The sequence below is a fragment of the Cyclobacteriaceae bacterium genome (assembly GCA_030584025.1).
In the GTDB taxonomy this organism is placed as follows: Bacteria; Bacteroidota; Bacteroidia; order Cytophagales; family Cyclobacteriaceae; genus UBA2336.
This window is the reverse complement of sequence record CP129487.1, coordinates 683715-700026: the sequence shown is the minus strand read 5'-3', so window position 1 is coordinate 700026 and position 16312 is coordinate 683715. Positions and strand designations below refer to the sequence as shown.

Annotated in this window: 17 protein-coding genes; 7 read left to right on the top strand and 10 right to left on the bottom strand. The window is 43.7% G+C overall.

Annotation, left to right across the window (positions count from 1 at the left end):
• The first annotated feature begins 187 nt into the window (after window positions 1-187).
• The 7 genes from QY309_03380 to QY309_03350 all read left to right on the top strand — a co-directional run bounded on the left by QY309_03380 (window position 188) and on the right by QY309_03350 (window position 7842).
• Window positions 188-697: a hypothetical protein gene (locus tag QY309_03380; GenBank protein ID WKZ60520.1), complete on the top strand. Its 510-nt coding sequence runs from the start codon at window positions 188-190 to the stop codon at window positions 695-697.
• A gap of 74 nt (window positions 698-771) precedes the next feature.
• On the top strand, window positions 772-1821 hold the full coding sequence (locus tag QY309_03375) for an IS481 family transposase (protein WKZ60519.1): 1050 nt from the start codon (window positions 772-774) through the stop codon (window positions 1819-1821).
• Window positions 1822-2112: 291 nt separating this feature from the next.
• Entirely contained in the window at window positions 2113-2664 is a 552-nt protein-coding gene (locus tag QY309_03370; GenBank protein WKZ60518.1) for a hypothetical protein, read from the top strand.
• 194 nt (window positions 2665-2858) lie between these two features.
• Window positions 2859-3842: an ATP-binding protein gene (locus QY309_03365; protein WKZ60517.1), complete on the top strand. Its 984-nt coding sequence runs from the start codon at window positions 2859-2861 to the stop codon at window positions 3840-3842.
• A gap of 346 nt (window positions 3843-4188) precedes the next feature.
• On the top strand, window positions 4189-5394 hold the full coding sequence (locus QY309_03360; protein WKZ60516.1) for a TlpA disulfide reductase family protein: 1206 nt from the start codon (window positions 4189-4191) through the stop codon (window positions 5392-5394).
• A gap of 83 nt (window positions 5395-5477) precedes the next feature.
• A complete protein-coding gene (mnmA, locus tag QY309_03355) occupies window positions 5478-6653 on the top strand; it encodes a tRNA 2-thiouridine(34) synthase MnmA (GenBank protein ID WKZ60515.1) in 1176 nt (391 codons plus the stop codon).
• Between the two features lie 112 nt (window positions 6654-6765).
• Window positions 6766-7842 (top strand): glycoside hydrolase family 130 protein, encoded by a 1077-nt coding sequence (locus QY309_03350; protein ID WKZ60514.1) that lies wholly within the window; start codon window positions 6766-6768, stop codon window positions 7840-7842.
• 567 nt (window positions 7843-8409) lie between these two features.
• On the opposite strand, the gene QY309_03345 is transcribed toward QY309_03350, so the two are convergent.
• The 10 genes from QY309_03345 to QY309_03300 form a co-directional block, all read right to left on the bottom strand.
• Window positions 8410-8976 (bottom strand): DUF502 domain-containing protein, encoded by a 567-nt coding sequence (locus QY309_03345; GenBank protein ID WKZ60513.1) that lies wholly within the window; start codon window positions 8974-8976, stop codon window positions 8410-8412.
• Window positions 8977-9055: 79 nt separating this feature from the next.
• A complete protein-coding gene (locus QY309_03340; protein ID WKZ60512.1) occupies window positions 9056-9466 on the bottom strand; it encodes a cupin domain-containing protein in 411 nt (136 codons plus the stop codon).
• A gap of 12 nt (window positions 9467-9478) precedes the next feature.
• A complete protein-coding gene (locus QY309_03335) occupies window positions 9479-10525 on the bottom strand; it encodes a Gfo/Idh/MocA family oxidoreductase (protein ID WKZ60511.1) in 1047 nt (348 codons plus the stop codon).
• 92 nt (window positions 10526-10617) lie between these two features.
• Entirely contained in the window at window positions 10618-11232 is a 615-nt protein-coding gene (gene nqrE / locus QY309_03330) for an NADH:ubiquinone reductase (Na(+)-transporting) subunit E (GenBank protein WKZ60510.1), read from the bottom strand.
• Between the two features lie 12 nt (window positions 11233-11244).
• Window positions 11245-11904: an NADH:ubiquinone reductase (Na(+)-transporting) subunit D gene (locus QY309_03325; GenBank protein WKZ60509.1), complete on the bottom strand. Its 660-nt coding sequence runs from the start codon at window positions 11902-11904 to the stop codon at window positions 11245-11247.
• A gap of 2 nt (window positions 11905-11906) precedes the next feature.
• The gene (gene nqrC, locus QY309_03320) at window positions 11907-12701 is read right to left on the bottom strand and encodes an NADH:ubiquinone reductase (Na(+)-transporting) subunit C (GenBank protein ID WKZ60508.1); all 795 of its coding nucleotides are present in this window, start codon (window positions 12699-12701) and stop codon (window positions 11907-11909) included.
• A complete protein-coding gene (locus tag QY309_03315) occupies window positions 12688-13890 on the bottom strand; it encodes an NADH:ubiquinone reductase (Na(+)-transporting) subunit B (GenBank protein ID WKZ60507.1) in 1203 nt (400 codons plus the stop codon). Before QY309_03315 ends, nqrC begins: the two co-directional genes overlap by 14 nt.
• Window position 13891: 1 nt before the next feature.
• A complete protein-coding gene (locus QY309_03310) occupies window positions 13892-15256 on the bottom strand; it encodes a Na(+)-translocating NADH-quinone reductase subunit A (GenBank protein WKZ60506.1) in 1365 nt (454 codons plus the stop codon).
• Between the two features lie 124 nt (window positions 15257-15380).
• Window positions 15381-16076, bottom strand: a complete 696-nt coding sequence (cmk, locus tag QY309_03305) for a (d)CMP kinase (protein WKZ61677.1) — start codon at window positions 16074-16076, stop codon at window positions 15381-15383.
• Between the two features lie 5 nt (window positions 16077-16081).
• On the bottom strand, window positions 16082-16225 hold the full coding sequence (locus tag QY309_03300; protein ID WKZ60505.1) for a hypothetical protein: 144 nt from the start codon (window positions 16223-16225) through the stop codon (window positions 16082-16084).
• Window positions 16226-16312 lie beyond the last annotated feature (87 nt).

The window sequence follows — 16312 nt, the reverse complement described above, 5'->3', positions numbered from 1 at the left end:
TTTTAACCACACTAAATCTAGGAGTTAGTCCTATACTAGCATGATTTTGAAATAAATAATTAAGACAATTCGCTATAATAAGGATGAATTGAGCTAAATTTTGAATGTTTTATAAAGCAAGTATTTACAATTGAATATATTCGATTGTTGTGCCCCATTACAAATGAGACAACCTAACCTAATAAATATGAGAGCGATATTATTCTTAATAGGACTTTGCTTTACGTTTATAGCAAACGGACAAGAACAAATAAAACAGACTCAGTTTGAAATTGAAGGGCTAAGAAAAATGATGCTCGAAAGAATCAAACAAGTCAGCGACCTAATTGACCAAAACAAGTATGATGAGGCCAAAAAGTCTTTAAGTGAGTCATTTGACCGCGTTAATGGAGTCACTTTAGTCTACGATATTGAAGTGCAAAAACAAATCAATGAGTTGCAGGAAAAGATTTCAAAGTTGCATGGTCAATTAGGCAATAAGGAATCTGAGATCAAAGGACTTAAGGACGAAGTAATTGGTTTAAAGAAGTCAATCGAAACGCTAACTGTGGTGAGTAAAAATGCAAAAGAAGACCAGACCAAGCAGATTGTTGAAATAATGAAGTTAAACAGTCAACAAGCTGTTGAATATGAAAAACTGAAATCAACAATTGAAGAACTAAAAGGGGCAAACAAGAAATTAGTTGATGTGAAGTAGTTTCGACTTAATCTGACAGTTGGGTTAACTTAGAAGTGCAAACAATCAAGTTAAACCCTTTAAACTGTCAGAAAATGAGAACAGAAACGAAGTTAATCAAAACGAAATTAGGTCTTATCAATTTAGCTGAACATTTGGGTAATGTCAGCCAGGCATGTCGGATGATGGGTTACTCCCGCGACAGCTTCTACAGAATCAAAGAGCTTTATGATACAGGTGGTGAACTGGCTTTGAAAGAGGTCAGTCGCAGGAAAGCTATTCCAAAGAATCGTGTCGAGCCAGAAGTTGAGCAAGCCGTTGTCCGGATGGCTATCGATCAACCCGCTCTAGGGCAGGTGCGCGTGGCCAATGAACTTCGCAAGCGCGGTGTATTTGTGTCTCCTGCTGGCGTGCGCTGCGTTTGGCAGCGCCACGACATGGAGACTTTCGCTAAACGGCTAGCTGCGCTTGAAGCAAAGGTTGCTCAGGAAGGAATCATTCTCACCGAAGCACAAATGATCGCCATGGAGCGTAAGCGAGAAAAACGCGAAGCCCTCGGAGAGATTGAGACTGAACATCCGGGCTATCTTGGCGCACAGGATACTTACTACGTTGGCAATATCAAAGGGGTAGGCAGAATCTATCAGCAGACCTTCATTGATACGTATTCGAAAGTTGCTTTTGCCAAGCTGTATGATCGTAAGAACGCTATCACCGCAGCAGATATGGTAAACGACAAAGTCGTTCCATTCTTCGAGGAGCAGGAAATTCCATTGCTGCGTGTCCTTACCGATCGTGGCACCGAATATTGCGGAAAAGCAGAGTATCATGAATATGAGCTCTATCTACGAATCGAAAACATCGAACACTCAAAAACGAAGGTAAAAAGTCCTCAGAGCAACGGAATCTGCGAACGCTTCCATCGGACCATCCAGGATGAATTCTATGCGGTGGCCTTCCGGAAAAAGTTGTATCAGTCACTGGAAGAACTTCAGGCAGATCTTGATGTGTGGATCAAAGAATACAACGAGCAAAGAACGCACTCAGGAAAGTATTGCTTTGGAAGAACTCCCTGGGAAACGTTCCTGGCTTCCAAAGAGCTTGCTATCCAGAAGATGGTTGATCAAAATTATGAATCAGCATGATCACTCGTCCGCATTGCTTCCTCATAGGCCGCAAACAGCCGCAAGCGGAAAAGAAGTCAAGGGTGGCTTTGGCTGTGTGTAGGATTTTGCGCGGCCACTCGCGCAGCCCTTGACTTCTTTGGAGCGGTGGCTACCTTTGCCTTTGAGGAAGGAATGCCTACCTGACTGTCAGATCAAGTCTTAGCTATTACAGTTGATGATAAGGCGCTTTTACTTAATCGTGTTAACATTGACAGCTTAAGCTTGATAAAAACTCACGAATCCTTTAATACCGTACTTAATCAGGCAAGTGTGATTTATCGTGACTCAATTGAAAAGTTAAATGAATCACTAATAAAATTTGAAAGTCCACTCCAATTTGGTTTAAGCCTAGGTTATAATGTTACATTTGCAAGTCCGGCAGTGTACCAAATTCAAAGGGACAGTACAACAATCAAGACAGGTAGCAAAAGTCTGAGTACAGGAATGTTGTCTGTAGTTGTACTCATTCCAGTCGGACGAAAACAAGAATGGAATTTCGTTGCAAATTTACCTCTGACATCTTTCAATGGAAACATCGGATTGTTCAATGAAGCTGTTGCATTTGGTGGTGGAATAGCTTGGCGACTTCCAAAAAATAAGAATAGCTTATTTACCTTTATTGCTAATGTTACCCCATACAGATTGCCAATTGAAAGCACTCTCAATTCAAAGTACCCATATTCTCCAGGGACCGAGTTAACTAGGGACAATTGCAATTGTGCAACGGAACAGACATCGAACTGGAGTTTTAGTATTGGATATATTCTAAGAATTACAAGTCCAGAGAACTATGGAGCATTTCCGTTTTCCAAGAAGAAATAGAGAATGCAACTGTGCATAACACAATGTTTCTACAGTTGTTCCGGGACGAGTTAATTTAAAGTTTTATCTTCGTTCAAAGTTTTTGGTTCGTGGGACAGGACGCGGCTTCGAAAAGTCACTACTGCAGAAACACAAACGTTGACCGCCATATTATGGACTATTGTATATCACATTTCGGAAAATCACTTAATGACTTGACAATTCAAGACATTGAGACCTTTTTTCAAATCGAAAGAACAGAAACGGACCAAATTGAATTTAAATCTATTCATCCAAGCGGGAGTTTAGACGACAAATTCAAAGGAATACATAAAAGCGTCTGTGCGATGTTAAACTCAAGTGGTGGACTAATTATTTGGGGAGCACCAATCGGACAAAAGGTAGAAGGAAGGAAAGAAAAGGTTTTTACTGGTGAACTGACACTGTTTCAAGAAGTATTAGAGAAGGATTTTGTTATAAGCAAAATTTCTGACAGCATAATCCCCTTACCATCTGCTATCAGAATTAAAATTCTAAACAAAGATTCAAATTCTCTTGTGATAATTGAAGTTGACAAAAGTGAATATTCACCTCATCAAACATATGATACCTACTACATGAGGATTGATGGACAAAGTAAACCAGCTCCACATCACTATATTGAAGCATTATTCAAACGAATTAAGTACCCAAATATTGAAGTTCTTTTTAAAATAACAGGGACAGACATTCATAATGATAGTCTATATAGAGTTGACTTTGATATGTACTTTTTTAACTGGACACCATTACAAAATGAAGAAGACCTATCATTTAGAGTGCTTGTTGACAACGGACATTTTTCGAATCATCAAATTCCTGGTCATCAACATATGTATAGACTAAATGGACAAGAGTTTTATAAGGATTGTACAAAAGAAATTTTCTACTTTGGCGAACCTGTAAGGGAGTCTGACATAATTCTATTCAATCCCTACAAAGTTGAAAAAAACGGTAATAAAGCTAATATTATAATTTCATTTGGCGGACGTTTTTCGCCCCGTAAGACATCAGAGTATATATTAGACTTCTCAAAATTCCTTTCATCTAAACCAAATGAATTAATTATAGAGAGAAAAGAAAATAGACTGACGAAAGATGTTCAAGATGAGAAGGGAGTTAATAAAGAATCAATAATTAAAACATTGATGGAGAAATAATACGACAGCCAACATCGGGATTTCTATGTTTAATGAGCGGGCCGCATCTTTTGTAGCTAGAATTCCTCCAAGCCCAACCAAATCGATTAGCTCATAGTTTGATTGTTGTTTATTGGTATTGAATGGTTGACCCAATTAAATTTTCGGTCTCATTTACTTCTGTGAATCTGCTTTCCAGTCTCATTTACTTAGAAAATAGTCGCAAATTCTTTAGGAAAACCACGCTTTTTAGGCTGCCCGAGTCCAAATTCTAAAGAGAAATGACATAAATCGAAAGGATTTTGGGTTCTTTGCAAACGAACATTTTCAGGCAAATGCCTGTTTTCAACCTTTAACCTTACGTTCTATGCGCTTTTTACCGGTTATTTTACTCCTCCTAATGGCTTGTTCTGGTTCAGATAAAACGTTGATTTCCACCGGCACCTGGCGGGCCGTGCTCGAATTACAAGGTCAGGAGTTGCCTTTCACATTCGACCTGGATAAAAAGGGTGATCAGTATGTGGCCTGGATCAGAAACGGGCAGGAACGACTCTATTTAGACGAGGTTGAAGTAACTGCCGATTCCATCACCATGAACGTCCATATTTTTGATGCCGTGTTCAAAGCCGCTATCAAGGACGGGGAAATGGAAGGGCTTTTTATCATCCAATACGCTGATAATTACCGTGTTCCGTTCAGAGCCACGCACGGAAAGGACTACCGGTTTGCTCCAATCGATACCACGACCACTGTCGCAGATTTCTCAGGAAAATATGCCGTTCAGTTTTTCAATGAAAACAATACCGTTGATGCACTGGGCATCATCACCCAAAAAGGAAACTACGCGGAAGGCACATTTTTAACCCCCACCGGGGATTACCGCTACCTGGAAGGCAATGTGGTGAACGATACGCTTTGGCTCAGCGGGTTTGATGGAAACCATCTCTATATTTTTAATGCAGTCAAATCCGGTGATACCCTTGCGGGGATACACTGGCTGGGAAAATCGCGCTACCGAAAATGGAAAGGCGTGAAGGACGATCAGGCCAAACCACCTGTTTCCGAATCGCTTACATTTCTAAAGGATGGATACTCAACCCTGGAATTCACCTTTCCGGATATAAATGGAAAACCCGTTTCGCTTCAGGATGAACGTTTTAAAGATAAGGTTGTGGTGGTACAGATTTTAGGATCGTGGTGCCCGAATTGTATGGACGAAACCCGCTTTTTAACCGATTGGTATCTAAAAAATAAAGATCGCGGAGTGGAAATCATCGGGTTGGCATACGAACAAAAAGCTGAATTTGATTACGCCAGTGGAAGGGTTAAGAAAATGAAAGAAAAACTAAACGTTCCATATGACATTTTGATTGCAGGAACCAACGCCAATGCCAGCGAAACGCTTCCCGCACTCAATCGGGTAATTGCTTTCCCAACCACTATCTTTGTGGGGAAAGATGGACAAGTGAAACACATCCACACTGGTTTTTCAGGACCGGGAACAGGTGTGTACTATGAACAACAGCAGGAACGGTTTAATGAAATTGTGAATCAGTTATTAAATAGCTATTAGTCGCTAGCTTCTAGCTGCAAGCCTAAGCCAACAACTTATAGGCTAGCAGCTGGAGGCTAGTAGCTTGCAGCCTAAAGCCTAGTATGAAAAAAAGAGTTGTAGTCGGTTTATCAGGAGGCGTTGATTCCAGCGTGGCAGCTTATTTATTAAAAGAGCAAGGCTACGAGGTAATCGGCATGTTCATGAAAAATTGGCATGACGACTCCGTAACCATTTCCAACGAATGTCCGTGGCTTGACGACAGTAACGATGCCATGATTGTAGCCCAACATCTCGGCATTCCCTTTCAAGCCATTGACCTGAGTAGGGAATACAAAGAGCGCATTGTCGATTATATGTTTGCTGAATATCAGGCTGGACGCACACCGAATCCAGATGTACTCTGCAATCGTGAAATCAAATTTGATATATTTTTAAAAGCTGCCCTTAAGCTTGGCGCTGATTATGTGGCCACCGGACATTATGCCCGCAGAAATGAAATTGAGGTAAACGGAAAAAAAATTTATCAGTTGCTGGCAGGAAAAGATCCGAATAAAGATCAAAGTTATTTTTTATGTCAGCTTACGCAGGCGCAACTTTCAAAAGCACTTTTTCCTGTGGGCGAATTACTGAAACCTGAGGTACGTGAAATCGCTTCGAAAGCCGGACTGACCACTGCAAACAAAAAAGATTCACAAGGGTTGTGCTTCGTGGGCAAAGTGCACCTTCCCGATTTTTTGCAGCAGCGTTTACAATCCAAAAAAGGAAAAGCAATTGTTATCCCCGAAACCGCTAAACCATACAGCAACGGCCAGTCGATGGACGATTTGATTTCAATGACAAAACCGTATGTCTATCAACAAAGCGAAGGTGAAGTGGTGGGCGAACATAACGGGGCGCATTTCTATACCATCGGTCAGCGTAAAGGTTTGAATATTGGTGGACAGCCAAAGCCGTTGTTCGTGATCGGCACCGATACCGAACATAACATTTTATACATGGGCATGGGTGAAGATCACCCGGGTTTGTACCGCAAAGGGTTGTTTGTACCCAATGAAGATGAACATTGGATTCGTGAAGATTTGAAACTCCAGGTTGGTGAATCGAAAAATTACATGGCACGCATTCGCTACCGCCAGCCGCTTGAGCCGTGCACCCTCCATAAAAAAGAAGAAGGGTTGTACATTATTTTTGAACGACCACAAAAAGCCATTACGCCCGGGCAGTTTGCTGCATGGTATGGGGGCGATGAGTTGATTGGCTCAGGGGTGATCAGCTAACTGACGATACGGGCCTTGCGCCTTTGTATTTTGCTTTAATCTTTTCAATTGAAATGGCATTAAGAAAATCGTTAAGGTCAACGAGTGCTCATTTTGTTTTATCTTAGATTTTATGAAACAACTGACACCATTCTTTGCATTGCTCCTATTCGCGGCCTGTACACCAAAAACCGATCAGGAAGAAAACACATCCTGGCAACTCGGACCGTTTGTAAAAACGGATTCGCTCAATCCGGTGCTGGAGCCACTAACGCACACCACTTTTTATTGTCCGGTAAGAAAAGACACGGTTCGTTGGGAAGAGAAAGATGTGTTTAACCCCAGCGCTGTAGTGCGCGATGGAAAAGTATACCTCCTCTACCGTGCGGAAGATACGGTTGGGAAACATGCAGGTACCTCGCGCCTCGGACTGGCGGTTAGCGATGATGGGTTGCATTTTGAACGCATGCCCAAACCCGTATTTTACCCGGATGAGGACAGCATGAAAGTTTATGAGTGGGAAGGCGGTGTCGAAGACCCAAGATTGGTAGAAGACGAAAACGGAAGGTATATTCTTACCTACACTTCGTATGATGGAAACCTGGCGCGGTTATGCGTGGCGAGTTCTACCGATTTGATTCATTGGACAAAACATGGGCTTGCCTTTAAAGATCATTCGGAACTGTGGTCGAAGTCAGGAGCGATTATAACCACACAACAACAGAATCAATTTGTTGCCACGAAAATCAATACACAATACTATATGTATTGGGGTGATACAGATATTTTTCTGGCCACATCCGATAACCTGGTGGATTGGACACCAGTGTATGATGGCGATGCGCTGGTAAAAGTATTTAGTCCGCGGCCCGGTAAATTCGATAGCGACCTGGTAGAACCTGGCCCGCACGCCACGATACAAGAAGATGGAATTTTATTGATTTATAACAGTCGGAATAAATTGGAGAAGGGAGATAAAAATTTACCCGATGGAAATTATGCAGCGGGGCAAATATTATTGAACAAAGTGAATCCTGCAGAAGTGTTGAAGCGGTCTGAGAATTATTTCATCACACCCGATAAAGATTATGAAATTACCGGTCAGGTGAACAACGTTTGTTTTGTGGAAGGATTAGTTCAATTCAAAAACCGTTGGTTCCTGTATTACGGCACAGCCGATTCAAAAATCGCGGTGGCGGTAACAGAATGATTTTAAACGAGATGATAAGCTTTACACAACTGCCCTTCTGTCAAAGGAGGGGCCAGGGGGTCTTAATTTTCTGCTTGTATCTTGAATAAGATGCCGCTCCTACGGAGCTCAAAACACAATTATATTTTCAGCTAATAAGATAACGCTCCTACGGAGCTTGAAATTTGCGCCAGATGGTAAGTTCTACACAACTCCCCTCCTGACAAGGAGGGGCCGGGGGTGGTATTTTTCTTGAATCAAATGACGCTCCTACGGAGCTCAAAACACAATTACATTTTCAGCTAATAAAATTACGCTCCTACGGAGCTTGAACTTTTAACGAGATTTCCGTTTTACGAAACTCCCCTCCTGACAAGTACTTGAATTTGCAACGGAATAATAAGCTTTACACAACTCCCCTCCTGACAAGGAGGGGCCGGGGGTGGTTTTGTTATTTCATTTTTCTTAAATGAGATGTCTCCCCTACAGAGCTGCTTTTGAGTCCCGGAGGGACGGCATCTTATTAGAAAAATCAATTATGAAATACCGAGCCCCGGAGGGGCGGCATCTTAAAAAATTCAGATTAACCTACTGCTCCTTCGCGAACCCCGAAACACCACCCGACACCACATACTTCATCGCTACCGGTCCGGAAATATTCAATGGCGTAACGCGGTCTTTTGAAATCACAAAATGATCACCTGAAAAATTATAGGCATGGGGCAGATAAACGGATATCATGTCTTTCAATCCCAACTCGCTTAAATCGCTTTGCGTAACAAATCCGATCTGGTGCAGGTTGTTTTCTTTATTCAGCAGCACCAACACCGGCTTATTGAATTTCTTCTTATCCCCAACAAACGCGCCAATCAAATCTTTAATGGATGAATAGATTAACTTCACCATGGGAATGCGGTTGATGATGTGATCAAACCAGGTGGTGAGGGTTTGAAACGCCAGGTTGGAGGTGAGGTACCCAAACACCGTAATGGCCGCAATGATGATCACAAAACCAACACCTGGATACGGTATACCCAGCAAATTATCCAGCCACGTGAATGAAATATAAATGACATAAGCGGTGGCGGCTACCGGTACTATAAAGAGCATGCCACTGAAAAAGTAGCGAAGGGTTTTTCGAAAAGACGATTCCATATCAGGTTTTGTTTAGCGCATGTAAAAGACAGACCTCTTGGTCATTAAAATAGTGTTGAAACTACAGGTTTGTTCATTTCTACTTTTCAACCATTTCATATCGTTTGATTACCAGGTATTTCAACTGGGTTTCCCCCACATTGCGAATGCCGTGTTCACTGTTTGAAGGGCAATACAAACTGGTGTATGGCCCAACAACTTTCGTTTTTCCATTCAGGAAAAATTCTGCGGTACCTTCCAGAACAAAGAAAAATTCATCTTCCGGATGACGATGCGGAGCATGAGTGGCTTTTCCAGGTTCAACCACACTCATCTTCAGTGTGCGGCCGTCTCCCAGAAAATTTTTATCGGCAAACCAATATTGGTATCCTGCCCGTGTCTCTTCGGTTTGCTCCTTAGAAAATTCGTTCACACAATTTTCGATGGTATACGACTGGGCACACAACGTGAATGAGGTGAACACAAAAAACAGTAAGGCTATAGATTTCATAATACCTGGATTTTAAATCAATTCAATCACTCGCTTTTCTTCACTGCTTGCAAAGGCAGCATCGATTACGCGCATCACTTGTAAGCCATCAAGCGCGGTTACAGGCAATTGCTTATCATGAACCAACGCCTGATAGATGCCCTCATAATATTCCATATAATTGCCGGGCAAACTTTCAATCCGCTCACGAATTATTTTTCCGTCTACTTCGGTGTGAAGCAAACCTTGCTCCTGTTTCGGCTCAACTCCCCAATCAGGATTTAATGGTTTCTTTCCTGCCTGCAAGTCTGCCTCCTGAACATCAGCCCGTGTTTTTAAAAACGATCCCTTCGTTCCATGAGTGATATAAGATGGTGCAGGTTCGCGAACAAAATATCCGGCTCTCAACCGAACCCTCCACGATGGATAGTAAAGCAATATTTCAAAATAATCATACACCCGCGAAGCGGGACGCGTAATCGAAATGTCTGCAAATACAGCCTCCGGCATTCCGAATAAATACAAAGCCTGGTCAATCAGGTGCGGGCCAAGGTCGTGGACTACACCTGCACCGGGGCGAGGAATTTCTTTATGCAGCTTCGGACTAAGATTCGGATTAAACCGATCATACGAAAATGAAACTTCCACCAGATTACCCAGCACGCCTCTATCAACAATGTGTTTCACGGTTTTAAAATCACTATCCCACCTGCGGTTCTGAAAAACGGAGAGCTTACTATTCATTTTTTCCGCAAGCGCTTTCAATTCCATCGCTTCGGCCGCTGTTGCGGTAAATGCCTTTTCTACCACCGCATGTTTGCCTGCTTCAAGCACTTTCTTGGTCAACTCATAATGGGTATACGTTGGTGTGTTAACAATAACGAGGTCAACACGCTCATCGGCTAATAATGATTCAAGTGAAGCATAACTTTTTGCCTGCGGATAGAATTGCTGTATGGATTTGTTTGAACGCTCCCACGATCCCACCAGGGTGAGTCCCTGATGCGCCTCAATAAACGGAGCATGAAATACCCGTCCCGACATACCGAATGAAAGCAGTGCTACACCAACTGTTTGCATATCGGTAAAGGTACGGGTAAGTTTTGAACTCCCTGAAAAAACAAAAGGCTTCCGTTTGCACAGAAGCCTTTATCATCAAAAAGAATAATTTTTTACAACGAGAAGCCCAGGAAGCTTAAGAAGCCCAACGACATCAAGCCTACCAAAATAAAGGTGATGCCCAACCCGCGAAGCGGACCTGGTACGTTGGAATATTTCATTTTCTCACGGATACCCGCTAACGCCACAATCGCCAAGAGCCAGCCAATGCCGGAGCCCAATCCAAAAACGGTAGCCTCTGCTAATGTATAAGAACGACCAATCATAAACAGGGCACCTCCAAGAATTGCACAGTTTACCGCAATCAACGGAAGGAAAATACCCAATGAGCCGTACAAGGCAGGTGAGAATTTCTCAATCGCCATTTCCGTTAACTGTACCATGGAAGCAATTACCGCAATGAACACAATGAATTGCAAAAAGGTCAGGTCAACCGTGGCCAGTTCAGGACTGATCCACGCCAGTGAGCCCTGATTTAAAATGTGGTTTTGGATTAACCAGTTGATGGGAACGGTGAAACCCAATACAAACACAACGGCCACACCCAAACCAAAAGCAGTTTTTACTTTTTTAGAAACGGCCAGGTATGAACACATGCCTAAGAAATAGGCAAAGATCATGTTGTCAATAAAAATGGAGCGTACGCCTATGCTGATAAGATTTTCCATAATGCCTGTTGATTAACCTTCGCGATAACCGTTTAATGAACGTTGTACCCAAATGATGATGCCCACTACAATACAGGCACCGGCCGGTAACAATAACAATCCGTTTCCGGGATATTTCAATCCGATAGATTCAAAAACCTTGAAACCGAAAATTGCACCTGAACCGAGTAACTCACGGAAGAAAGCCACGATCATCAGAATGATACCGTAGCCCAATCCGTTACCGAGGGCATCCATAAAGGACGGCCCGATTTTGTTACCCATTGAAAAGGCTTCCAAACGACCCATCACAATACAGTTGGTGATGATCAAGCCCACAAATACAGAAAGCTGTTTGGAAATATCGTACACAAACGCTTTCAAAACCTGGTCAACCAAAATCACAAATGTTGCAATTACAGCCAACTGCACCACGATACGAATGCGTGAAGGAATCGTATTGCGCAACGCAGAAATTACCATGCTGGACGCAATCAACACCACCACCAAACTCACTGCCATGGTAAAGGCCGGTTTCATCTGTGTGGTTACCGCGAGGGCCGAACAGATTCCCAACACCTGCACGGTAATCGGGTTATCAATATCTAATGGATTGGAGACGAGCTTACGGTTCTTTTTCGAAAACAGCGGTTCGCTCTTTACTTCTTTTACTTCAGCTACTTCAGTACTCATAGTTACTTTGTTTCGTCTGATGATTCTGTTTCTTTTTCTTCAACTGCAGGTTCTTCCACCACTTCCTCTACTTTCGCAGAAGCACTGCCGGCTTTCACCTTCTTCAGGTAATTCTCATATAAAGAAAGGTAACCCGACAACATGGTGTTGACACCTTTCGCTGTTAGTGTAGCGCCCGACATACCGTCAACCTTGTGCAAATCATCGGAGTAGTCAACGCCTTCTCCTTTCATCATGGTAACGGCAACCAACGTGGCGCCATCATAAATGGATTTTCCTTTATAGCGATCCTGAATTTCTTTTGAATCGATGCGAGCACCCAAACCCGGAGTTTCTGCTTTGTGCTGAAACGACACACCCTGAATGGTATTCATATCTTCCTGCAACGCCACAAATCCCCAGATGTTATCCCACAAGCCGAAACCAAAAACAGGCAACACCACGAAATCAATTTTATCAGGATTGCTTTCGTTGCGGAATTCGTACACCGGCAGCTTGCGTTGATCTGCCGGCTTCTTGTATTCGGCCAACACCACCACATCGGCAGCATTTACACCTTCTACTACATTGCCACTGGCATCTACTACAAACGATTTCACTTTGCTGGCGTACACTTCTTCAACGTTGGTGTTTTTATCCACCGCCATTACGGTACCTAGAATATTTTTCTTTTGCTCCAGCGCAATGTTTGCCTGCTGACGATCCTTTAAACCTTCAGAAGCAAGTGCCAGCAAGCCACCGCAGATAACGGTAAGCGCGGCAGCGTATAATACGATGTATAAATTAGATTGTCGCACGTTTTAATCTCCGTTTTTTGTTTGCACTAACTACAAAATAATCAATCAGCGGAGCCATCACGTTCATGAACAGGATGGCCAACATAATCCCTTCCGGATAAGCCGGGTTGAACACGCGGATCAACACCGTTAAAATTCCAATCAATAAACCATACACCCATTTACCGGCCTCGGTCTGTGCAGCCGTTACGGGATCGGTAGCCATAAACACAGCACCAAATGCCAACCCACCAATCACCAAATGATAGTGCGCAGGCATGGCCATAAATTCATTCACGGCAACCAGGTTCAGGAATGCACCCATGCCGTATGCACCGGCAAATACACTGGCAATAATCTTCCAGCTACCTACACCGGTAACCACTAAAATCAATGCACCAATCAAACACATGAAGGTAGAGGTTTCACCAATACTGCCCGGCATAAAGCCAAAGAACATGTTAGAGAAACTATACAGCTCATTGGCCCAACCTGAGCCAAAAGAATTAAACGCCTGAACTACACTTTCACCATCGGTAGAAGCTTGTGCAGCAACCGCCAGCGGAGTGGCACCGGAATAACCGGCAACTGTTTTTGCGCCTTCCGGCAGATACGTCCACACTTCACCAGAAATCTGGAGCGGATACGCAAAGTAAAGGAACGCACGCGCGGTAAGCGCAACGTTTAAAATATTCATTCCCGTTCCACCGAAAGCTTCTTTGGCAATGACTACAGCAAAGATGGTAGCCACAGCTACTTGCCACAGCGGAATATCCGGAGGCATAACCAATGGAATCAACAAACCTGTAACTAAAAATCCTTCGTTAATCGGGTGTTTACGAAATACAGCAAAAGCAGCTTCTACCAAACCTCCTGCCGCATAGGCAACGATAACAATAGGAAGAACCTTGATCAATCCGGTTCCAATCATGGCACCCATTGTCAGTTGCTCACCTGTTGCCAGGGCATGCTGGTATCCCACATTATAAATACCGAAAGCCAGACACGGAACCATGGCAATCACCACCGTCATCATCAGGCGTTTCAGATCCACCGCATCGCGGATTTGTGCTCCCGTTGCCGGAGTTACCGTGTTGGGTGAATAGTTGAACGTATCCAGGGCTTCGAACAAGTAGAAGTACTTGTGATACTTGCCACCCTTCTCGAAGTTATGCTTGGCTTTGTCCAGTGTATCGCGTAAAAACTTCATATCAACTGTTCAGCATTAAATCAATTCCTTCTCTCAATATAGACTGCACATTGTGCTTGGAAACATCCACAAACTCGCACAGGGCCAGGTCTTCTTCAACAACCTCGTAAATACCCAGCGCTTCCATCTCATCGTAATCTTCGGCTATGATAGACTTTAACAAATAAGTCGGCAAAATGTCCATTGGGGTAACCTGTTCAAACACACCGGTTTGAACAAAGGCACGGGGTTCGCCACGTGTGTTGCTATCCAGCACAAATTCTTTCTTGCCATTCAGGAAGGAGAACAACCCAAAGGCACGGTGAAAACTCAATTTGCTTGCAGTGGGTTTAAGCCATCCAAGGAATTCAAAATAGTCTCCTTCAGGAATTACCGAAACCACGTGATCAAAATGACCGAGGTAACCCTCTTTGCCGATGTTGGTACCGGTAAGCACATTACCCGAAACCACGCGTACGTGATCTTGCTTCAGGTTATTCTGAAGAAACTTGTTTACACAAGCACCAGAATGCGTGAGGTAGTACTGTGGCTCCTTCACTTCCGATCCGGCCACTGCTACCACTTTAGAGGTATCGTAAATTCCGTTGAGGAAAAGTTTACCGATCTGGATTACACCTGCAGGTGAAATTGTCCAGATTACATCTCCTTTATTAATGGGATCAAGGTGGTGAATCTGCACGCCCACGCAACCTGACGGATGCGGGCCTGAGAATTTGTTTAACTCCACGCCTTTTACTTGTGAGAAAACAGGGGAGATTTCACGCTCGGAGTGAACATTCACATGTACAAGACCCGAAGTGAACTTCTTTAAAATATCTACACCCACCTGGAAGAACTGCTCCTGTCCTTTGTAGATGATATTATAATCTGCGCCAAGCGGACTGGAATCGAAAGCTGAGATAAATATAGACTTGGGTTTTTCAGCCGGATCAGCAACGATACCAAACGGGCGCTGCACCAGATTTACCCACACCCCGCTTTTCAACATCTGCTCCTGTGCCTGCTCACGATTCAGGTTGGCTATGTCGGAAACAGAGTACTTGTTGAACGACACATACTCGATTTGCTTGTCGGCCAGAATTTTTACTTCCAGCAACTTGCGCTTCTCTCCACGCTTGACTTCCACCACCTCACCACTTACAGGAGCGGTGAATACGATGTTGCTGTGTTTTTTATCGTGAAACAGTACGGTACCTGCTTTTACATTGTCGCCTTCCTGAACGACCACTTTAGGCATGTAAATGCCATGAAAATCAGTGGGTTTTACGGCAAATGTTTCAGGTTGTTCAATACTGGCAATTTTAGGTGCGGCTTTTCCTGCAAGATTGATGTCAAAGCCCTTCTTTAACCGGATGAATTTGCCCATGCGTACGGGTTAATTTTGATTTGATCGGGGGCAAAATTAATGATTAAAACGATATTAAAAAGGCTTTTTGGTGCTGGTTGGCACCTGATTTTCAACTGTAAAAATTGTGTTTAACGGGGCCTCGCTAGCGGGCTGTTTTTCGTGTTGAAACGATCTTCGAAAAGGCCAGCCGAACCACCTCATCTACCTGTTCATCGATGGTAATGTGCGTGGTATCAATCACAATGGCATCTTCTGCCTGCCTTAGCGGACTTTCTGCCCGTGTGGTGTCAATGTGATCGCGTTTTTTGATGTTTTCAATCACCTCATCCAGGTCAACCAGCCGGTCTTGCGCCAGCCATTCCTGTTGCCTGCGAAAGGCCCGCACCATCATATCGGCTGTCATGAACAGTTTCAGCTCGGCTTGCGGAAACACCACCGTGCCAATGTCGCGGCCATCCATCACAATGCCTCTTTCCTTGCCCAGTTTGCGTTGCTGTGCTACCATGGCTTCGCGCACTTCTTTTATGGTACTCACCGGGCTCACCTGCTCTGACACACGCAACTGGCGGATTTCTTCTTCCACACTCAGTCCGTTCAGGAAGGTTTCGGTAACGCCTTTCGCGTTAATCTTAAATGAAATGTTGATCTGTTGCAGCGCACGATGAATTTCTTTCGGATTGGTGAGCGCAACATGATGATCGAGAAAGTACAAGGTTACGGCACGGTACATGGCACCCGAATCGATGTAGCGGTAGCCCAATATTTTCGCTACCTCCTTGGCCGTGGTGCTCTTACCACAGGCGGAGTATCCGTCTATCGCAATAACAATCTTACTCAGGTTCATCAGCAGTCTTTTTGCGGACAAGGAATGGGCTTACCGGGCTTCAGGCGCTTATGCTTTTTTTGAGATGCGCAATCGCTGAACAGCAATGCGGATAACAGGATTAAAACCAGGGAAATTCGCTTGAACAACACGGCACTTTTCATACCGGCAAGTTAGGATGAAACGGGGATTTTGGAAACACCCCCTCCGTCCTGCGGACACCTTCCCCTATCAGGGGGAGGAATAGGGGG